This window comes from uncultured Thiocystis sp., assembly GCF_903866365.1.
In the GTDB taxonomy this organism is placed as follows: Bacteria; Pseudomonadota; Gammaproteobacteria; order Chromatiales; family Chromatiaceae; genus Chromatium.
The window spans coordinates 1-18,090 of the sequence record NZ_CAIPNF010000054.1; the positions used below are offsets into that span (position 1 = coordinate 1).

Genomic DNA, 18,090 nt, shown 5'->3' on the forward strand with positions numbered 1-18,090 from the left:
GACGCCCGGCTCGTGCATGGTGACCCCCAGCAGATGGTCGGCAATCTCCATCGTCACCTTGTTATGGCTGATGAAGATGAACTGAACCTGCTCGGACATCGCGCGCACCAGTTCGCAAAAGCGCACCACGTTGGCATCGTCCAGCGGCGCATCCACCTCGTCGAGCATGCAGAAGGGCGCCGGATTGAGCTGGAAAATAGCGAACACCAGGGCGACCGCGGTCAGCGCCTTTTCGCCGCCGGAGAGCAGATGAATGGTCGAATTGCGCTTGCCCGGCGGCCGTGCCATGACACTGACCCCGGTCTCTAAAAGATCCTCGTCGGTGAGTGTCAGATAGGCTTGTCCGCCGCCGAACAGACGCGGGAAAAGCTCCCGGAATCCCTGATCGACCTTGTCATAGGTTTCCTTGAAGCGGTGGCGCGTCTCCCGGTCGATCTTGCGAATCGCCTGCTCCAGCGTCTCCAATGAGCGCGTGATGTCCTCGTGCTGGGCATCCAGATACGTCTTGCGCTGCGACTGTTCCTTGAATTCGTCGATCGCGGCCAGATTGATGGCGCCCAGGCGCTGGATGCGCGCGCCGACCTTGGACAGTTCCTCCTGCCACACCGTCTCGCCATCCTCGGCCGCGCTCGCCGCGCGCGCCGCATCGTCCATGGACTCCAGCACCGCCGCCGGGACGGTGTCCGACTCGGCAAGCTGTTCCTCCAGGGTCCGCCGCCGCACCAGACGCTCCTGACGTTCGAGCCGCAGGGCATCCAGGCCGCGCTGATTCGCGTGAACCCCCTGCTCCACCCGCAGGCGCTCCTGCTCCAGCCCGCGCACCTCGGCATCGAGCGACTCGCGCCGGTTGCGGGCATCGCCGAGCGCCTGTTCGACCTCGACCCGCAACGCCAGATGTTCGTCGAGCCGTTCGCGCTGTTCGAGCAGCGGTTCGACGTCTTCCTCCAAGGCATCCTGCAACTCGTCGCGCCGCTCGCTCAGTTGGGTCTGCTGCGCGTCGGCGCGCGTCAGACTCTGCTGGGTCGCCGCCCGCGCGGCCCGGTTGGATTCGACGCTGACCCGTAGCCCCTGGCTCCGCTCGCGGCAGGCGCGCTCGCGCTCGCGCCCCTGGGCGACCGCCGAGCGCAGACGGTCGCGCTCCCGGACCATGGACTCGCGCCGCTCGGCCAGCGCGTCGACCTCGGTCAGAAGTTCGTGGAGACGCTCGCGGGTCTCTTCCATCTCGGCGATGGCGTCGGCGGTCTGTTGATCGAGTTCGAGCCGTTCGTCGGCCAGCGCCCGCAGACGTTCCTGCTGATGCTCGCGACGGGTGCGCGCGCTGCTGAGTTCGGCCCGCAGACTGGACAGCTCGCGCTCCAGTGCCGTGCGTTGCTGATCCAGGGCAAGACGCGACTGCTCCGCCTCGGCCCGCGCCGCGCGCCACTGCTCCGCGTTCGCCAACAGGGCCGCTTCATCCGCCAGCAGATCCACGATCTCGCCCCGCAGCGATTTGACGGCATCCGCCCGCGCCAGCACGCCGCCGCCGTCCTCGGTCGCGGGCGCGCCCAACCAGTTGCGACCGACCTGCACGCCCGCGCGGGTGATCAGACGTTCGCCCGGCCCCAGGGTCTCGCGCGCATCGAGCGCGTCCGCGAGTCCCTCGGCAACCCGCACGCCCCCCAGCAGACTCGCCAGCGACCAGGGCGCGCGCACCCTGGACGCCAGCATGTCGACCGGATTGTCCGACCGCGCCGCGCCAAGCTCCCTTGCCCCTTGCCCCTGGTCCCTGTCCCCAATGTCCGGCGTGGTATCCAACAGCACCAACCCCGGCAGCAGCGGCTCGGCCGCCGCGCCATGCCGATCCAGCCCGGTCGTGCCCACCGCCCGCAGCGCATCGCCCAGCACGGTCTCCAGCGCCGTTTCCCAACCGGCGTCGACTTCCAGATGGTCAACCAGACGGGGCGCCTCCGCGAGCCCCTGACGCGCGAGCCAGGCGGCGCGCTCGCCATCCCGGTCGGCGAGCGCCGCCTCCTGCAAGGCAGTCAACGAGGCCAGGCGTCCCCGCGACTCCTGGAGTCCCGTGCGCAGCCGGTCGAGTTCGTCGGCCAGTTCACGCAGCGCCGACTCACGACGTTCCAGATCCTCGGCGCAACCCTGTTGATGCGACTCGACCTCGCCAATCCGCTCTTCCAACCCGAGTTCGCGCTCGCTCAGCTCCTCGATCCGCGTCGCGACATCGCCCGCCTCCAGCCGCGCGGCCTCCTCCTCGATGCGGCGCAGACGCTCCCGATCGCGCCCGACGCGCTGTTCCAGCGCATTGATGCTCGCCCGCTCGACCTGCGCCTGCTGGGCCGGGCGGGCCGCCGCCTGATTGAACGTGTCCCACTCGGACTCCCAGACCTTGAGTTGATCCTCGGCGGTCATCAAGACCCCGGCAGCCTCGCCCAGCGCCTGTTCGGCCGCCTGCCATTCGGGCTCGTCGCGCGCCAGTTCGCGCGCGATCTCGGTCAGGCGCGTCTGGTCGCGCTCCAGATGACGTTCGGCCTCGTACAACTCCTGTTCCAGCCGGACCAATTCGGCCTCGCGTCGACCGCGCGCCTCGTTAGCGAACTGGATCGCCTGCTCGGCCCGCGCGATCTCCGCACCCACGGCATAGAAACGCCCCTGTACCTCGTTGAAACTGTCCGAAGCGGCGTTCTGATCCTCGCGCCGCGCCTCGATGTCCGCCTCCAGGCGACGCTGCCGCGCGATCCCGGACTCGGTGGCGTTTTCCGCCTCGGCCAGCAAACGCTCCTGGCGCTCAATCTCCGCGTCCAGCGCGCGCCAGCGCAGCGCCTTCAACTCCTGATCCAGACGCCGCTCGTCAGCCCGAAGCTGGGTGTATTTCTCGGCGGTGGCGGCCTGGCGTTCCAGATGCTGAAGTTGCTTGCCCACCTCCTCGCGCAGATCGTCGAGTCGGTCCAGATTCTCGCGGGTGTGCCGGATGCGGGTTTCGGTCTCGCGCCGCCGCTCCTTGTACTTGGAAATCCCCGCCGCCTCCTCCAGAAAGAGCCGCAGATCCTCCGGGCGCGACTCGATGATCCGCGTGATCATCCCCTGCTCGATGATGGCGTAGGAGCGCGGACCCAGACCGGTGCCGAGAAACAGATCCTGAATGTCGCGCCGCCGGCAGCGCGAGCCGTTGAGAAAATAGCCGGACTGACCGTCGCGCGAGACCTGACGCTTGACCGCGATCTGATTGAAGGCTGCGTACTCGCCGCCGACGCCGCCGTCGCTGTTGTCGAACACCAGTTCGATGCTGGCCACGCCCACCGGCTTGCGCCCGGTACTGCCGTTGAAGATGACATCGGCCATCGACTCGCCACGCAGCATCTTGGCCGAGCTTTCGCCCATCACCCAGCGCACGGCATCGATCACATTGGATTTGCCGCAACCGTTCGGCCCCACGACGCCCACCAGATTGCTCGGGAACGCGACCGTCGTGGGATCGACGAACGACTTGAATCCGGCCAGCCGGATCTTTTCGAGTCTCATGTCTCAATACTGCCAGGCGATGTCAGACGTAAAGTGAATTGTCATTGCGGCGAATGAAGGACTCAGGCGAGGTATTCTTCAGGATCCGGAAGCGCTGTCGATGCCTGGTGTGACAGCGTCCTCTGCAACGGATCGAGTTTTCGAATCGTGTCGAACGAACACTCGATCATGACTGCATACACCGAAAGATAACAAGGTAGAATCGTCCGCCTTATGCTAGCGATCTTCAAGAAAAAGCGCACGCACTGCTCGGAACTTCCGAAACCTCCGCGCACGCCGGAGGGTACGCGGATCTACGCGATCGGCGACATCCATGGACGATATGACCTGCTGCTTGACTTGCAGGACAGGATTCTGGCGGATGCGGCGGGTTATCCCCAAGCAGAAAAGATCGTCGTGTATCTTGGCGACTACGTCGATCGCGGCCCCCAAAGTCGCGAGGTCTTGGAACAACTGAGCACGCGACCACTCCCAGGCTTCACTTCGATTCATCTCCGAGGGAATCACGAAGACGCCTTGCTAGGCTTCATGCGAGAACCGGATGCCTATTCCAACTGGCTCGATTATGGCGGCCTGGCAACCCTAGGCTCCTATGGCGTTGTCACCGATCGCGCCGACACACCAAAAGCCGTGAACCAGATGGCGCATGAATTGACCGTCAACACGCCGGAGCATCATCTCGCTTTTCTCGATCGACTGGAGCCCTGTCGACTGCTGGGAGACTATCTTTTCGTCCACGCGGGCATTCGACCCGGCATCCCGATCCAGGATCAATCCGCGCACGACTTACTTTGGATCCGGAAGGATTTTCTGAAATTTACGAAATCCCATCCGCATTTTATCGTCCACGGTCATCAGATCTGCGATGAGCCTGAGATCCGACACAACCGAATCGGCATCGACACCGGAGCATTTGCCACCGGACGACTTTGCTGCCTGGTGCTCGATGGCGAGGAGCGGGAGTTCATCGACACGCGGTGAAATACAGGAAAGGAGTTTCATCGAATGATGCTGGACGAGGACGGCGCGCGGCTTCCGGCGGGCGATGCCAACGTCCTGCTCGTCAACGACGCAGTGCTGCTCCCGGTCGATGACGATCCGGCGGATGTCGAGGCCCGGTCAATCCAGAGCGACCGATTCCCTGAACGCGACATCCTGACGCGCGACTGCCGCTCGCTGATCCGTCAGGGCGGGCAGTCCTTCCTGTACATCTTCAGGATACGCTCAATTGAGAGTCCGCTAATGGGCTTGACGAGGAAAGCGTTGACCCCAAATTCTTTCCCTTTTAAGACGTTTTCCGAGGTGGCACTCGCACTGACAAGAGTAATAAAGATACATGGTTTGTACGCCTTCATTTCCGCGAGTGCGCTCAGTCCATCCATGACTGGCATATCGATATCCAGAAACACCAGATCGAAATGACGGGCGCGGAATTTGTTGACTGCACTATTGCCATCATCTGCTGTTTCGATTTTATAGATACGCTCGTGGTTGAGCATGTTTACCAATAGCTTCTGCGACAGTTTCATATCCTCCGCGATGAGCACCTTCGCCTCCGTTAGCGGGCGGCGAATACAGGGTGCCGCGCTCATCGGTTTCGGTTGCCATATCCGGGGCGTTTCGGTGGATGGGCCGAGTATCGGTTCAGGTCTCGGTGGATCCTGCAAGCCGCGCGAACGCCAACTGTCCTTGAGCAGATCGCGGCTCTTATGTAGGGTGAGGATATCGCCCTCTTTCATCAGCGCGAGGCCATTACGGTCATAGAGATCGTAGGGCAGCGGCTGTTCCAAGAACAGTTCATCCTTTTCGACCGGGATCAGATCAAGGCGCTCAGACATCACGCTCTCTCCAAGTGTTAACCCCAATACCGCTCAATGCGCCTGCCGAATCCGTGGCCAAGTGCCAGACTAGATGACATGAAATCTTCGTCTGATGAGCCCATTGCAAAATTGCCGGTAGCGGTGGAGCCCAAGCCGGGCGAGGGGCAAGAACGGCTGTTGCTTGCCCCTTTCCGTGTGCTACGTCATATTCCGCTCTGGCGGCATGGAGTGATCCGGTTTTCCGGCCATCGGGTGACTTCGCCGACTGGCGTCTACCACTGAAAAGCCTTTCGCTGGCGACACCCGCTCTTCCCCCCGCTGTTGCGATCCCTGCGGGACGCATCATCCCTGCACTGCGCGATTTTGCAATTGGCTTTTCATGGCAGTACGGTCGCTCATGGGGCTTCGGTTCGCCCCTGGCGGCGACCCGCGTCATAGCGGCGCAGCACCGCACGAATTCGCCCGATCAGTTCCTCGGGATGAAAAGGCTTGGTCAGGTAGTCATCCACGCCATGTTCGAGCGCGGCGAGCTTGTCGGCCTGAAGCGTGCGAGCGGTGAGAAAGATAAAGGGAATCTCGGCGGTGAGCGGATCCTTGGCAAGTAATGACTTCAACATAAAGCCATTTTGACCAGGCATCATAATATCGCAGACGATGATATCCGGCCGCTCGGTCCTCGCCAGCTCAAGCCCCGAGGCGCCGTCGCCGGCCGTCACCACCGCAAATCCGAAGCGTTTGACGATCAGGCTCGCGGCGAACAACTGATGCGGATCGTCGTCGATCAGCAACACTTTTTTGGCGATTTCCAACATGATGTTTGTTCCTGCCTGCATGAATCGTTGGTCGAGTCGCTCGGGGCGAATGCCGGACGCGGTTCAGATCCCGGACTCCCCGGTGCCGAGCCATTTTTCCAAGACCTCGGCCAGGGCCGCTGGGCGCACCGGCTTGGCGACATAGTCGCTCATGCCCGCCGCCAGACATTGCTCGCGGTCGCCCTGCATCGCATTGGCAGTCATGGCAATGATGGGAATGGCATGATCGAGAATATTACTCCCGGGATCGCGGATGTGGCGCGCGGCCTCCAGTCCATCCATCACCGGCATCTGCACGTCCATCAGCACCAGATCATAAGGGATGCTGGCTAAGGCGGTCAGCGCTTCCGCGCCATTGGCCACGGCATCGGCGCGCAGCCCCAGCTTCTTGAGAATGCCCAGGGCCAGTTGCTGATTGACCGGATGGTCCTCGGCCAGCAGGATGCGCGCCCCGCCAGACGCGAAACGCTCGGCGCTGGCCTCCCACGACTGCTCGCGCGCGGCGTGACGGGTGACGATGCGCGCTGCTGCCGAGCGGGGCGCGTCGCTCAACAGCACCGAGAGCAGATCCCACAATTCCTGCTGGCGCACCGGCTTGGGCAGATAGGCCGCGAAACCGCTGGCCTCGAAGCGTTGCGGATCGCCGCGCAGGGTCAAGGAGGGCAGGATCGCCATGCGCAGCCCGGCCAGTCGCGCATCGGCGCGGATGGCGCGGCCCAAGGCGTCGCCGTCCATGCCGGGCATCTCCAGGTCGATCAGCGCCACGCGGAAGGGGTCCGCCTCGACGATTCCGCGTTCCAGCGCCTGAAGCGCCGCCGGGCCATCCGCGACCGTTTCCGGACGCATGCCCCAGGCCCGCAGCCGACCGCTCAGCAGGTCGCGACTGGTGAGGTTGTCATCGACGATCAGCGCGCGCACGTCCCGCGGATCGAGCTGCGGACGCGGCTCCGTGGCCATGCCCTCCTGCCTGGCCAGCCGCGCCGTGAACCAGAACAGCGAACCCTGCCCCGCCTCGCTGGCCACCCCGATCGTGCCGCCCATGAGTTCGGCCAGTTGCCTGGAAATGGCCAGGCCCAACCCGGTGCCGCCATACTGGCGCGTGGTCGAGGCATCGACCTGACTGAACTTATCGAAGAGCAGGCCGAGCTTGTCCGGCGGGATGCCAATACCGGTATCGCGCACCTCGAAGCGCAGCAGCACCTCCCGCTCATCCTCGGATGCCAGCGCGACGCGCACGGCGATCTCGCCGCTCGGGGTGAATTTGATCGCGTTGCCCACCAGATTGACGAGAATCTGGCGCAACCGGCCCGGATCGCCGCGCAGGCGCGTGGGCACCGCCGGCTCGGCGGCGCAGAGAAACTCCAGACCCTTCTCTTGGGCGCGCTGCGCCAGCGTGGCGGCGAAGTCGTCGAGCAGGCCGGACAGCTCGAAGTCCAGGCATTCCAGATCCAGCTTGCCGGCTTCGACCTTGGAGAAATCCAGGATATCGTTGATCAGGGTCAGCAGCGCCTCGCCGCTGGCGCGAATGTTCTCGGCGTAACGGTGCTGTTCCTCGTTCAGCGGGGTGTCGAGCAGGAGTCCGGTCATCCCGATCACGCCGTTCATCGGGGTGCGGATCTCGTGGCTCATATTGGCCAGGAAGTCGCTTTTCGCGGCATTGGCCGCTTGCGCCTGAAGCGCCAGCGCGTTGGCGCGATCGTTCGCGTCCTGGAGCCGAAGATTGGACGCCAGCAGTTCCTCGGTCTTTTCCCGCAACAGGATCTCGGCCTGCTTGCGCTCGGTGATGTCCTGATGGGTTCCGAACATGGACAGCGGCTCGCCCTCCGCCCCCCGCTCGGCCACATTGCCGCGGTCAAGCACCCAGATCCAGCGTCCATCCTTGTGACACATGCGCAATTCACATTCGTAATAATCGAGCTCGCCACGAAAATGCCGTTGTAGCAGCCGAGAGCTGGTCTGCAAATCGTCGGGATGGGCGAAACGCGCCCAAGTCTCGATGGTGTGAGGCGCAAGTTCCTCCAAGGTGTAGCCGATCATCTCGGCCCAGCGCGCGTTCAGGGTCAGCTCGCCGGTGCGCACGTTCCACTCCCAGGTTCCGGCATGGGTCCCCGCGAGGATGCCGGCGAGCAACCGCCGCTCCCGTTCGATGTCCGCCTTGGCCGCCATTTCAGCGGTCAGATCCTTGCTGACGCAAAAGATGCAGTCCAGGCCATCCCATTGACCGTGCCAGATCCGGCTCTCGACCGGAATCAGCCGGCCGTCCCGGGTCACCAACGGCAGCGGACAACGGTCGCGCTGGCCCGCGAGCACCGCGTTCAGGATGTCCCGGGCCTCCTGGCGACGGCCCGCGGGATGGAGATCCAGCAGCGAGAGCCCCGTCAGATCCGCAGCGCGAAAACCCAGCGTGCGTTCGGCGAACGGGTTGAGATAGCGAATCCGACCCAGCGGCGTGGCCACAAAGATCAGGTCGTCGATACTCTCGAAAAAGGCGCGAAAGTTAGCCTCGCTCTCGCGCAGTTGTTCCTCCGCGTGCCAGCGATCGGTGATGTCGCGGCTGATGCCGAGCAACCCGGCCAGCTTGCCATCGTCCCCCCAATACGGGGTTTTCAGGGTATCCAGCAGTTGTCGGCAGCCATCGGGAAAGGTGACCCATTCCTCGTTGCGGCGGGATTCCAGCGTCTCCAGCATGCGTCGGTCAAACCCTCGAAATGCCGCCGCGACGTCCGGCTCGAACAGGTCGACATCGGTTTTTCCCAGGATGTCCTCGCGCGGGCGTCCGACAAATGCGGCGAACATCGTATTGCAGCCGAGATAGACGCCCTGAAGATCCTTGAAAAACACCAGGTCGGGAATGGCATCCAGCAGGGTCGCGATCAATCCGTCGGTGTGTGCCGGCGGCATCAGCGCGCCCGGTCGCGGGCGGTCGCTCGTCTCCGTCGGGGCCGCTCTCAGCCAGACCAGATCGGGAATCGCGCCCAGCAGATGGGCGACCAACTCGCTCTGCTCCTGTTCGAGTTTCTCCTTTTCATGCCGGTAGTCAGTGTTCTCGATCATCGGTGGTTCGCTCCGGCAAGGGTCAGTCATCGCGTGCCCGCTGGCACCGGGGGCATGACGCATCAATCAGGTCGCTGACTCAGCGATATTCAGTGTCAGGTCGTGCTCGGCCTCGCCCAGCATCGCGCTGATGCGATCGCCCTCCCGGGCGGTGGCGGTGACGAGGTGCAACCTTGGCGCGACCGAGCCCAGCGTCTGACGCTGCGCCGCCAACGCGGTGCGCAGGGTCGTTTCAAGCAAGCGAACCTTCAGGCCATTGTGCGCCAACAGCACGCCAAAGTGTTCCACGCCGAGCCGAAACAGCAGGGTGCCGCCGCCCAATGCCTCATACAGACTCTCCACGATTCGGTTGAGCACATCACCGGCCGTCCTAACCTCAAGCGCGCTCAATCCCGTCAGGCTGAAGCAGACGATAACCAGCGGGAACACGGCATTTCCTTGCAGACTGTCGAGCCGGGTTTCAACCTGCGCGCGGCTGTTCATCTGCCAGTGTTTATCGAGCGCGTTAGTCCACATCATGCGCTCAACGCATTGGGCCTCCTTCCCCGCCAGTTGCCGCGTCTCGTACAGAAAGCGCAGCACCCGTTCGGTCTGGTCGGCCGCCTCGAGACAACCCTGACGGCGACCGGCCTCATGGCGGCGCAACACCGCCCGCACCCGCTCGTTGAGTTCCTGAGGATGAAACGGCTTGGTGATGTAATCGTCCGCGCCCTTGGACAGACCCGCGAGTTTGTCGATCGCATAGGTTCTGGCGGTGACGAAAATGAAGGGAATATCGGCGGTTTGCGGATTGTCGGCCAAGAGCGTCCGTAACTCCATGCCGTTCATGTGCGGCATCTGCATATCGCAGACGATGAGATCCGGCCGGTCCTGCTTCGCCCGCTCCAGCCCCGAGGTGCCATCGGCGGCGGTCATCACCTCGAAGCCGAAGCGCTGCATGATCACGCGCGTGGCCAGCAACTGGTGCGGATCGTCGTCGACGATTAAGATGGAGTTGACGATTTTTGTCATGGTTCTTCCTCACTCGGCGGCGCGCGGCACGCTCTGCGTTTCATCGGTATAAGGCGATTTTCGGGAATCAGTTTCCCAACTCAGTCTTGTACGGGCGACTTAAGTCGCCCCTCCATCGGGAGGTCCTTTTCCGGCAATCGCCTCACGGGTCTCGGGCGGCCTCCCGCCCCGACGCGGCATGGCGGCACGCCTCGCCGATCGCGCGCATGAGCCGGTCGGGATCCAGCGGTTTTGGCAGGATCAATGGCCATCGCTCCACGGCCTCAAGACGATGGGGTTGCAAATCCTGGCCGGTCATCAAAATGACCGGCAAGTCCGGGCGCTCGCGCGCGAGAGTGCGGAACAGGTCGATCCCATCGAGCACCGGCATGGCGATATCCGACAGCACCAGGTCGACATCCGGCGCTTGTCGCAAGCGCTCCAGACCGGCCGCGCCGTGCTCGGCGGCGACGAACCGGATGCCTTGCAGCGTCAACAGCCGACCGACCGACTCGCGCACCCGCGGATCGTCCTCGACCAGCAGCACCCGCAACCCCGCGACCGCGGTCGGCACGATCGGCCTGGCCACGGGCGCGGACGGCGCGACGGGTTCGCTCGCGTCGATGGGCAACAACAGGCGGAACTCGCTCCCCTCGCCCAGGTGCGACACGACCGCCAGCGCGGCGCCGGTACGGATGACGAATTCCTGCACCATGAACAATCCGAGTCCATGGCCGCGCTGCTTGGCCTTGGTCGAGAACAGCGGCTCGAAGATGCGTTCCAGGGTCTCGGGACGCATGCCGTGGCCGGTATCGCTGACGCGGATTTCGAGATGCGCGCCGGGCGGCGGCTCGCCCAGACGCGGGGCCAGCACGGGCGCCGCGCTCACCCGGCAGGCTTCCAGCGACAATTGGCCGCCGTCGGGCATCGCATCGCGGGCATTGAGTACCAGGTTGAGCAGGGCCGCCTGCAGGAAGGCGCCATTGCTGGACGCGAACAGCCCGTCCTCGGTCCAGATCCGCGCATCGAGGAAACTCGGCAACAACTGCCGCAGGATCGCCGTCAGCTCGTCGAACACCTGGCGCAGCGCGACCCGTTCGCACGCAATCCCGCCCGCCCGGCTCAGCGAGAGCATCCCGGCGGTGATGATCTTGGCGTGCCCGAGCGCGCTCCGGGTCTCGCCCAGGATCTCGGCGACTTCCGGGTCGGTGCCCTCGCCGCGCAGCGTATCGTCCAGATAGTAGAGGTTGGCGTCGATCACCCCGAGCAGATTGTTGAAATCGTGCGCGATGCCGCTGGCGAGATAACCAATGGTCTCGCGCTCGCGGGCGGTCTCCAGGTCGCGCTGAAGTCGCAGGTTGTCGGCCTGGGTCGCCAATTTTTCGGTAATGTCCTCGACGATGCCGACCACCAGCGGCGGCTCGCCCTCGACCGTTGGCATTAGCGTGACCCGCAGATCGCCCCAGACGACCTCGCCATTCGGACGGACATAGCGTTTATTCATCCGGTAGCCACGGTGCTGCCCCGAGAGGAGCGCCATGAAGCGCCCTAACTCCTCGGCGAGATCCTCGGGATGGCTCATCTCATCGACGCAGCGACCGAGCACCCCGGCGAGGTCGCGCCCAACCAGGGTGGCGAACGTCTGATTCGCGTAGCTCAGGCGTCTTTCACCGTCGCCGATCGCGATCGCCATCGGCGCATGGTCGAAGACGGTGCGCAGACGCCGCTCGCTGGCGGCGAGCCGGTCGATCGACTCCTGCCGCTCGGTGATGTCCTGATCGGCGCCGCGATAGCCGAGCAGCGCGCCATCCGCGTCGAAAAACGGCTGGCCGTGGGTGAGCAGCCAGACCCGGCGTCCGTCGCGGTGCTCGGCAACATTGACGAAATCCTGCAGCAGTGCGTGACGGGCGAAGACCGCGAGCCCTTGCTGCTGGAGCGTCGCGCGGTCGGCGGCGGGCGCCAGCTCGTAGAAATGGCGTTTTCCGACCAGTTCGCCCGGTCGCCACCCGAGCACCGGCTCGGCCAGCGGACCGACATAGGTGTAAAGCCCTTGCGCGTCGACCTCCCAGGCAAAGGAGCGGGTCTGTTCCGCGAGCCGATCGTAATGCGCGAGACTCTCGCGCAGTTCGCGATCGGTGCGCTCGCGCTGGATCGCGCTGGTCAGCAGATTGGCATACACCCGCAGAAAATCGCGCTTGTTCGTGCTCCAGCGATGCGGCAGGCGCACCGCGTCGAGACCGACGATCCCCAGCAACCGACCGCCGTGGATCAGGGGCATCAGCAACAGCGAGCGCGTTTCCGGAGACGCCAGCCGGGCGCATTCGTCGACCCAGTCGGCGGACAGCTCGGGCACATTGGGCAGACTCACCGTCGCATTGGCGCGCAGTTGTTGCAGGATGGCCGGGAAACCCGCTAGCGCCATCCCCTGGCCGTGCGCGCGCCGTGGCGCCACGTCGGCGGCCGTCCATTCATGAGTCTTGCTCAGGGTGTCGGTCCGTTCGTCGACGAGACACACAAAGGCGCGGTCGAGATGATGCCCCAAGTGCCCCAATGAACGCGCGATGCAGGCATCGAGTCCAGCCGGCGGCAGGTTGACCAGTTCGCCAGCCAGATCGACCAGCAGGCGATCCAGCGACTCGCGCCGTTTCAGTTCGAGCTTGGCGGAGTGGCGTTCGCTGATGTCGCTATGGGTGCCCGCGAAGATCTGTGGCCGACCCATGGCATCGCGCGTGACCACGCGTCCCTCGGCGCTCACCCAGACCCAGTGACCGTCGCGGTGGCGCATCCGCAGTTCGCAGACATAGTGGTCGGACTGACTGCTCAGGTGCGCGGCCACTCGCTCCTCGCTGACCAGGAGATCGTCGGGGTGTACCAGTTGCCGCCAGGTCGCGAGCGAGGTCGGCGCCAACTCCGCGAGCCGATAGCCGCAGATCCCAGCCCAGCGCTCGTTGAACACCACCTCGTCGGTCTCCAGGTTGCGTTCCCAGGTGCCCATGCGGGTACCGTCGATGACATTGGTCAGGCGCTGGCGTTCGCGCGCGAGCGCCTCTTCGGCGTTCCGGAGATGGCTCTGGTCGAACAAATAGCCGCGAATCTCGACCACCCGATCCCGCGCGTCGCGCACCAGCTTGGTGAAGGCGTAAAACCAGCGATACTCGCCGGTGTCAAGCCTGAGCCGATAGGATTGCTCGAAGCCATCGCGATGCTGCTCGATATGCCCCGCGGTCTCCGCGACAACCCCCGCCAGATCGTCCGGATGAATCAACGCCGCGTACCGGAAGGTGTCGGCCATCATCTCTGCGGGCGGATAGCCGAGAATGTCGGCCACGTTGCTGGAAACCAAGTGCACCGGCCAATCCTCGCTGGCGCCCCAGATGATGGTAAACACCGGCCCGGCGGAGAACAGATCGCGCTCGGCGCGCAACGCGTCGCGTGCCGCCAGTTCGTCGCTGAGATCCTTGCAGACACCGAACAGACAGTCCTGGCCATTCCATTGCCCCCGCCAGATTCGCGCGGCGACCGGAATCCGGTCGCCCTCCCGGGTCACCAAGGGCAGAGCGCAGGTGTCGCGCATACCTACTCGCAACGTGACCAGAGCCAGACAAGCCTCGCACTCCTGACACCGCTCCGCCGGGCGCAGCGCCATGATCGTCATCTCCGTCAGTGCCTCGGCGCGATACCCGAGCGTGCGTTCGACCGCCGGATTGACCGCGAGAATCCGTCCCTCGGGCGTCATCACGAAGATCAGATCGCCCATGCTGTCGAAAAAGGCGCGGAAATTGAGTCGCTCGCGGTCGAGCGCGCGGAAGCTGGCGTCCAGCGAGTTGGCGATCGCGGTCAGCGTGGTCGCCAATTGGTCCGTTTCGACGAACAGGCTGGGCGGCGGCGCGATCCAGGGCGCGCGCTCGCGCAGGGCCGCCGGCAGCGCGTGCGCGCTGGCGTTGAGATGCCGCAGCAGGCGCGACAGATGGCGGCTGCCGATCCAGGCGACGAGCAGGGCGATCAGCGTCAGGAGCGTCAGCGTTTGCATCGCCTCCATCACTGCTCGCTGGGAGCGCTCGATCAGCGAGGCCGCGCTGACCGAGACGATCAAGGCACCGCCGGCATGGGGCAAGGCGAGTTCGTAATGCGCCTCGCGATAGCGTTTCATGCGCGAACCCTGTCCCGTCAGATGGTCGGGCAGGTGCAGACGCGCCACGCCATCGGTTGGCGTGACGTCGCTGGCTGGCGCCAGGCGGACTTGCGGCTCTTCATACCCCAGCAGATCCGCGCCGAACAGCCGACGTAAGGCATTCAGCGCGGGGGATGTCGGAGCGGTGGCGAACTCGGCGGGCGGCATCGCGTCGAGTTCGCGTGCCACCAGGTGGGCAAAGAGATGAAGCCGCTGGCCGAGCCGCGTCTCCAGCTCGGCGGTAAACAGCCGGTTGTCGGCGAAGGCGATCAGGAGCCCCGGCAGTAGGATGCCTGCCAGCAGGGTGGCGAAGTGGAAATCGACGATCGGCACCCCGCTGCGCGGTTGGCGGACCAGCACGACCAGCAGCAGGATCAAGCTCGCCAGGGCCGCGTTGAAAATGCCGTTGAGCGGTTGTTTCAGTGCAATCAGCAGGGTTTGCGACCCGTTCAAGCCGAGTCCGAGACGATAGAACCACAGCACCAGCGGTACGCCGACAAGTAGCCAGAACGCCACGCTGGCGACGGCCAGCGGCAGCGCTGGTCGGCCGCGCCGCCGGGCCAGCGCGCGCAGCCCGCCGATGACCACGATTTCGGCGACGAAGATGATCAGCGCATAGGGATGACCCCACAGCAACAGGGTGTAAGCCCCGCCCGCGGCGGCGACCAGCAGGGCGGGGCCAAACCCGAGCCAGACCAGCGCCAGCAGCGCGGCCACGGAGCCAAACAGCAGTTCGACCCCGAAAAACAGCGAGAGCGGAAAGGCATTCGCGGCCACCGCCGCGCCCGCGAGCAGAGCCGTGAAGAGTGCGCGACGCGCGGCGCTGGCCGAGACCTCGGGTCCAGGATGGGGGGTAGTCATCAAGATCCTCCGTGAAAAAACGTAAACCCTGTCCGGGCTTGTCGAAGGGGACGAACGGGGAATCCTCAGGCTCGGCGCTGACGCCGTTCATCGTGCGACCCTGCGGCGCCGCTCAGGATCGCCACGAACGGCTGCAGGAGGCGGCGAACGGCTTCATGCTCTCCACGAAGGGATACCCTCTGGATCGGCGCTTTCCTGGAAATCGCCTTATCGCTCAAGCCTGAAGATCGCAGACGTCGAAGGCGTCGAAGGCGCTGGCGCTCAAGCGCGACGCCGCGACCAGCCGCTCGATCGCCGCTAGCTCGCCGGGTCGGCCGAACAGATACCCTTGGGCGAATTCCAGCCCGGCGCTGAACAGCAGGTCGCGCTGGGCCTCGGTCTCGACGCCCTCGGCGATCATCTTCAGGCCGAGACGCTGACCGAGCCCAATGATCGCCAGCAGGACGGTCATGGCCTTCATGGAGACGAACATCTCCGAGACGAAGCTGATATCGATTTTCAGGGTATTGACGGGAAACTCCGCGAGGTCGCGCAGGGAGGCGTAACCGGTGCCAAAATCGTCGATCGCCAGCGACGCGCCCAGCAGTTGAATCTGGGCGGCGGCGGTCTGTAACAAGCGCCGGTCGTGACAGACCGTGGTTTCAGCCACCTCCACGGTGACGCGACAGCAGTCCTTGAGTCCGGTCACGAGCGGTTGCAACAGGTCGCTGACCTCACCCCGTTCAAGGGCGACGCGCGACAGATTCACCGCGAGAAAGTTGAGCTCCAGCGGCCGCAGCCGCTCCTTGAGGGCGATGACCCGACGCAAGAGCGCCTTCGTCATCGGCGTAATCAAACCGGTTGCCTCGGCCAGCGGGATGAAGTCGGCGGCGTTCATCAGGGAACCGTCCGCCAGGCGCAACCGCGCCAGCACCTCAACGCCGCACGGACTCCCATCCACCAAGGAAACGATGGGTTGAAAGGCCGGCTCCACGCCGCCGGCCGCGATGCGCTCGGCCAGCATGGCGGCATCCAGCCGGATGAGCGAGGCGTCGGCCGGGCCGGGCTGGCGCTCGGGAGGCTGGGCGGCGGGCGGAAGCACGGGCGGCGGATCGAGCAGCGGCAGCAGATCGCTCGCCAGCAGCGCCTTGGAGACCAGGCCACGGATTTCAACGCCGCGCGCCTTCGCGATCCGCTGCGCGGTGTCGAGCAGATCGTCGCCGTATCCCGACAGGAACACGACCGGCAAAGCGATCTGTTCATCGGCCAGCCACTCGATCACATCGAGACCGCTCTCCTGCCCCAATCCGAGATCGAGCAGCAAGAGATCCGGCACCTTGGCGGCCACGGCGGTCTTGCACGCCTTGATCGATGTGCAGAACTCGAAGCGATGTCCCTGACGCTGCACCAAACGTCGCAACGTGGACTCCATGCGAGGTTCGTCATCGAGATACAGAATATGCATGTAGACCGATCTCCAAAAAAGGGGCGGCGAAAAGATCGAACAGGATGGGGGCGCCGGCGCGGTCGGTGCGCATCAAGCCCCGCATAAAACGCGAACACAATGACACCGACCGGCGGATGGTCAGGCTTCTCGATCCATATTACATCTGCCGGATAGCGACAAAGGCAAGTAAAGGTTTGTAAAGGGTCTTGAAAGCGTGAAATCCGTTCCGGATGCGCGCCTGCGCGCCGGTATGCGTTTAGCCCTTTCCTTGGAGCGAGGGCGTCCCGCCCTCCACGTCAGGCTGAAACGAGGGCGGGACGCCCTCGTTCCCAGCAGGGGCTAAAACGGTTACGCGTCCTGGAAAACGTCACGGGATCGCGGGTGATGGCTCGACGGTCAGCCGGTACCCGTGACCGCGCATCGGCAGAATCGTCAGTTCCTGAAGGTTCGCCTCCCGCAACTTGCGCCGGATGCGCCCGATATGGACATCGACCGAACGATCGTGGGGGCTCCAATCGGTTCCCCGCCGAAGACTCGCGCGGCTGATCGAGCGCTCCTGATGGCGGATCAACTCGGCCAGGATGAGGGTCTCGGTTTCCGTCAGAAAGACGTCTTCGCCGCCCTCGTGGCAGAGCCGGCGTGTCCGCAAGTCCAGCGTCGCCGACCCGGCCCGCAACCGGCCATCGGATTCCAGGGCCTGACCGTGGCGGCGCAGCACCGCCCGGACGCGCGCGCGCAGCTCGGCGAGCGCCACGGGCTTGATGAGATAGTCGTCGGCGCCCGCGTCGAGTCCCTCGACGCGATCCCGCAGATCGGCGCGTCCGCTGACGATGATCAGCCCCACCGTCGTCGTCGCGGCCAGTTCGCGGGCGAGATCCATTCCGTCCTCGGCGCCCAGATTGAGATCGAGCAGCACCAGCTCGGCGCCATGCGAGCGATACTGGAGACGCAATTCGGTCCCGCAGGTGGCGACGGCGACCTGGTATCCATCGGCTTCCAGACAGCGCCGCATGACGTTGGCCAGGAGCGGATCGTCTTCGACGATAATGATGTTGATCGATGACGACACAGCGATCTCGAATGGACGCGCTTTCGACACGCAAGCTTCGGGCGGGGATCGATTTGACAGAGGCGACAAAGGCAACAGAGGACGATCCCGGGCGTAATGGCGCGAGGATCTCTGTCGCAGTGATGAGTGATTATTCTCTGGCGCTTAAAGCTTATCTACTCAAGCGATTGAAGTGAAATTGTTTTTTGTATTTGGCGGAGAGAGAGGGATTCGAACCCCCGGACCCTTGCGAGTCAACGGTTTTCAAGACCGCCGCTTTCGACCGCTCAGCCACCTCTCCGGGCATTGCGAAAACTCAAGGGAAACCCTTGGCTCCATCCAAATCGCCCATAGTTTAAGCATTGCATCATACCGCACGCCGAGCCTTTGCCCAA

9 protein-coding genes, 1 tRNA gene and 1 pseudogene are annotated in these 18,090 nt (G+C 64.4%); 2 read left to right on the forward strand and 9 right to left on the reverse strand.

Going from position 1 to position 18,090, the window contains the following annotated elements; translation table 11 throughout:
• Positions 1 to 3,513: chromosome segregation protein SMC (gene smc / locus QZY07_RS03060; protein ID WP_295399629.1), on the reverse strand; the 3,513-nt coding region annotated here is incomplete at its 3' end.
• 213 nt (positions 3,514 to 3,726) lie between these two features.
• Between smc and QZY07_RS03065 the strand changes: the two genes are divergently transcribed.
• Entirely contained in the window at positions 3,727 to 4,494 is a 768-nt protein-coding gene (locus QZY07_RS03065; protein ID WP_295399630.1) for a metallophosphoesterase family protein, read from the forward strand.
• 27 nt (positions 4,495 to 4,521) lie between these two features.
• Positions 4,522 to 4,650: pseudogene (locus tag QZY07_RS03070) on the forward strand (agmatine deiminase); the annotation flags it as partial.
• A gap of 47 nt (positions 4,651 to 4,697) precedes the next feature.
• Here the strand turns inward: QZY07_RS03070 and QZY07_RS03075 are convergent.
• From QZY07_RS03075 to QZY07_RS03110, 8 genes are all read right to left on the reverse strand, one after another.
• Positions 4,698 to 5,351, reverse strand: coding sequence for a response regulator (locus QZY07_RS03075; protein WP_295399631.1), 654 nt, complete (start codon positions 5,349 to 5,351; stop codon positions 4,698 to 4,700).
• A 377-nt stretch (positions 5,352 to 5,728) separates the two neighbouring features.
• The gene (locus tag QZY07_RS03080) at positions 5,729 to 6,145 is read right to left on the reverse strand and encodes a response regulator (RefSeq protein ID WP_295399632.1); all 417 of its coding nucleotides are present in this window, start codon (positions 6,143 to 6,145) and stop codon (positions 5,729 to 5,731) included.
• A 63-nt stretch (positions 6,146 to 6,208) separates the two neighbouring features.
• Positions 6,209 to 9,199, reverse strand: coding sequence for a PAS domain S-box protein (locus QZY07_RS03085; protein ID WP_295399633.1), 2,991 nt, complete (start codon positions 9,197 to 9,199; stop codon positions 6,209 to 6,211).
• 66 nt (positions 9,200 to 9,265) lie between these two features.
• Positions 9,266 to 10,210, reverse strand: coding sequence for a response regulator (locus tag QZY07_RS03090; protein ID WP_295399634.1), 945 nt, complete (start codon positions 10,208 to 10,210; stop codon positions 9,266 to 9,268).
• Positions 10,211 to 10,352: 142 nt separating this feature from the next.
• A complete protein-coding gene (locus QZY07_RS03095) occupies positions 10,353 to 15,221 on the reverse strand; it encodes a PAS domain S-box protein (RefSeq protein WP_295399635.1) in 4,869 nt (1,622 codons plus the stop codon).
• Between the two features lie 214 nt (positions 15,222 to 15,435).
• Entirely contained in the window at positions 15,436 to 16,665 is a 1,230-nt protein-coding gene (locus tag QZY07_RS03100) for an EAL domain-containing response regulator (RefSeq protein WP_295399636.1), read from the reverse strand.
• 349 nt (positions 16,666 to 17,014) lie between these two features.
• On the reverse strand, positions 17,015 to 17,716 hold the full coding sequence (locus QZY07_RS03105; protein ID WP_295399637.1) for a response regulator transcription factor: 702 nt from the start codon (positions 17,714 to 17,716) through the stop codon (positions 17,015 to 17,017).
• A 192-nt stretch (positions 17,717 to 17,908) separates the two neighbouring features.
• Positions 17,909 to 17,996, reverse strand: a tRNA-Ser gene (locus QZY07_RS03110).
• Positions 17,997 to 18,090: the final 94 nt, after the last annotated feature.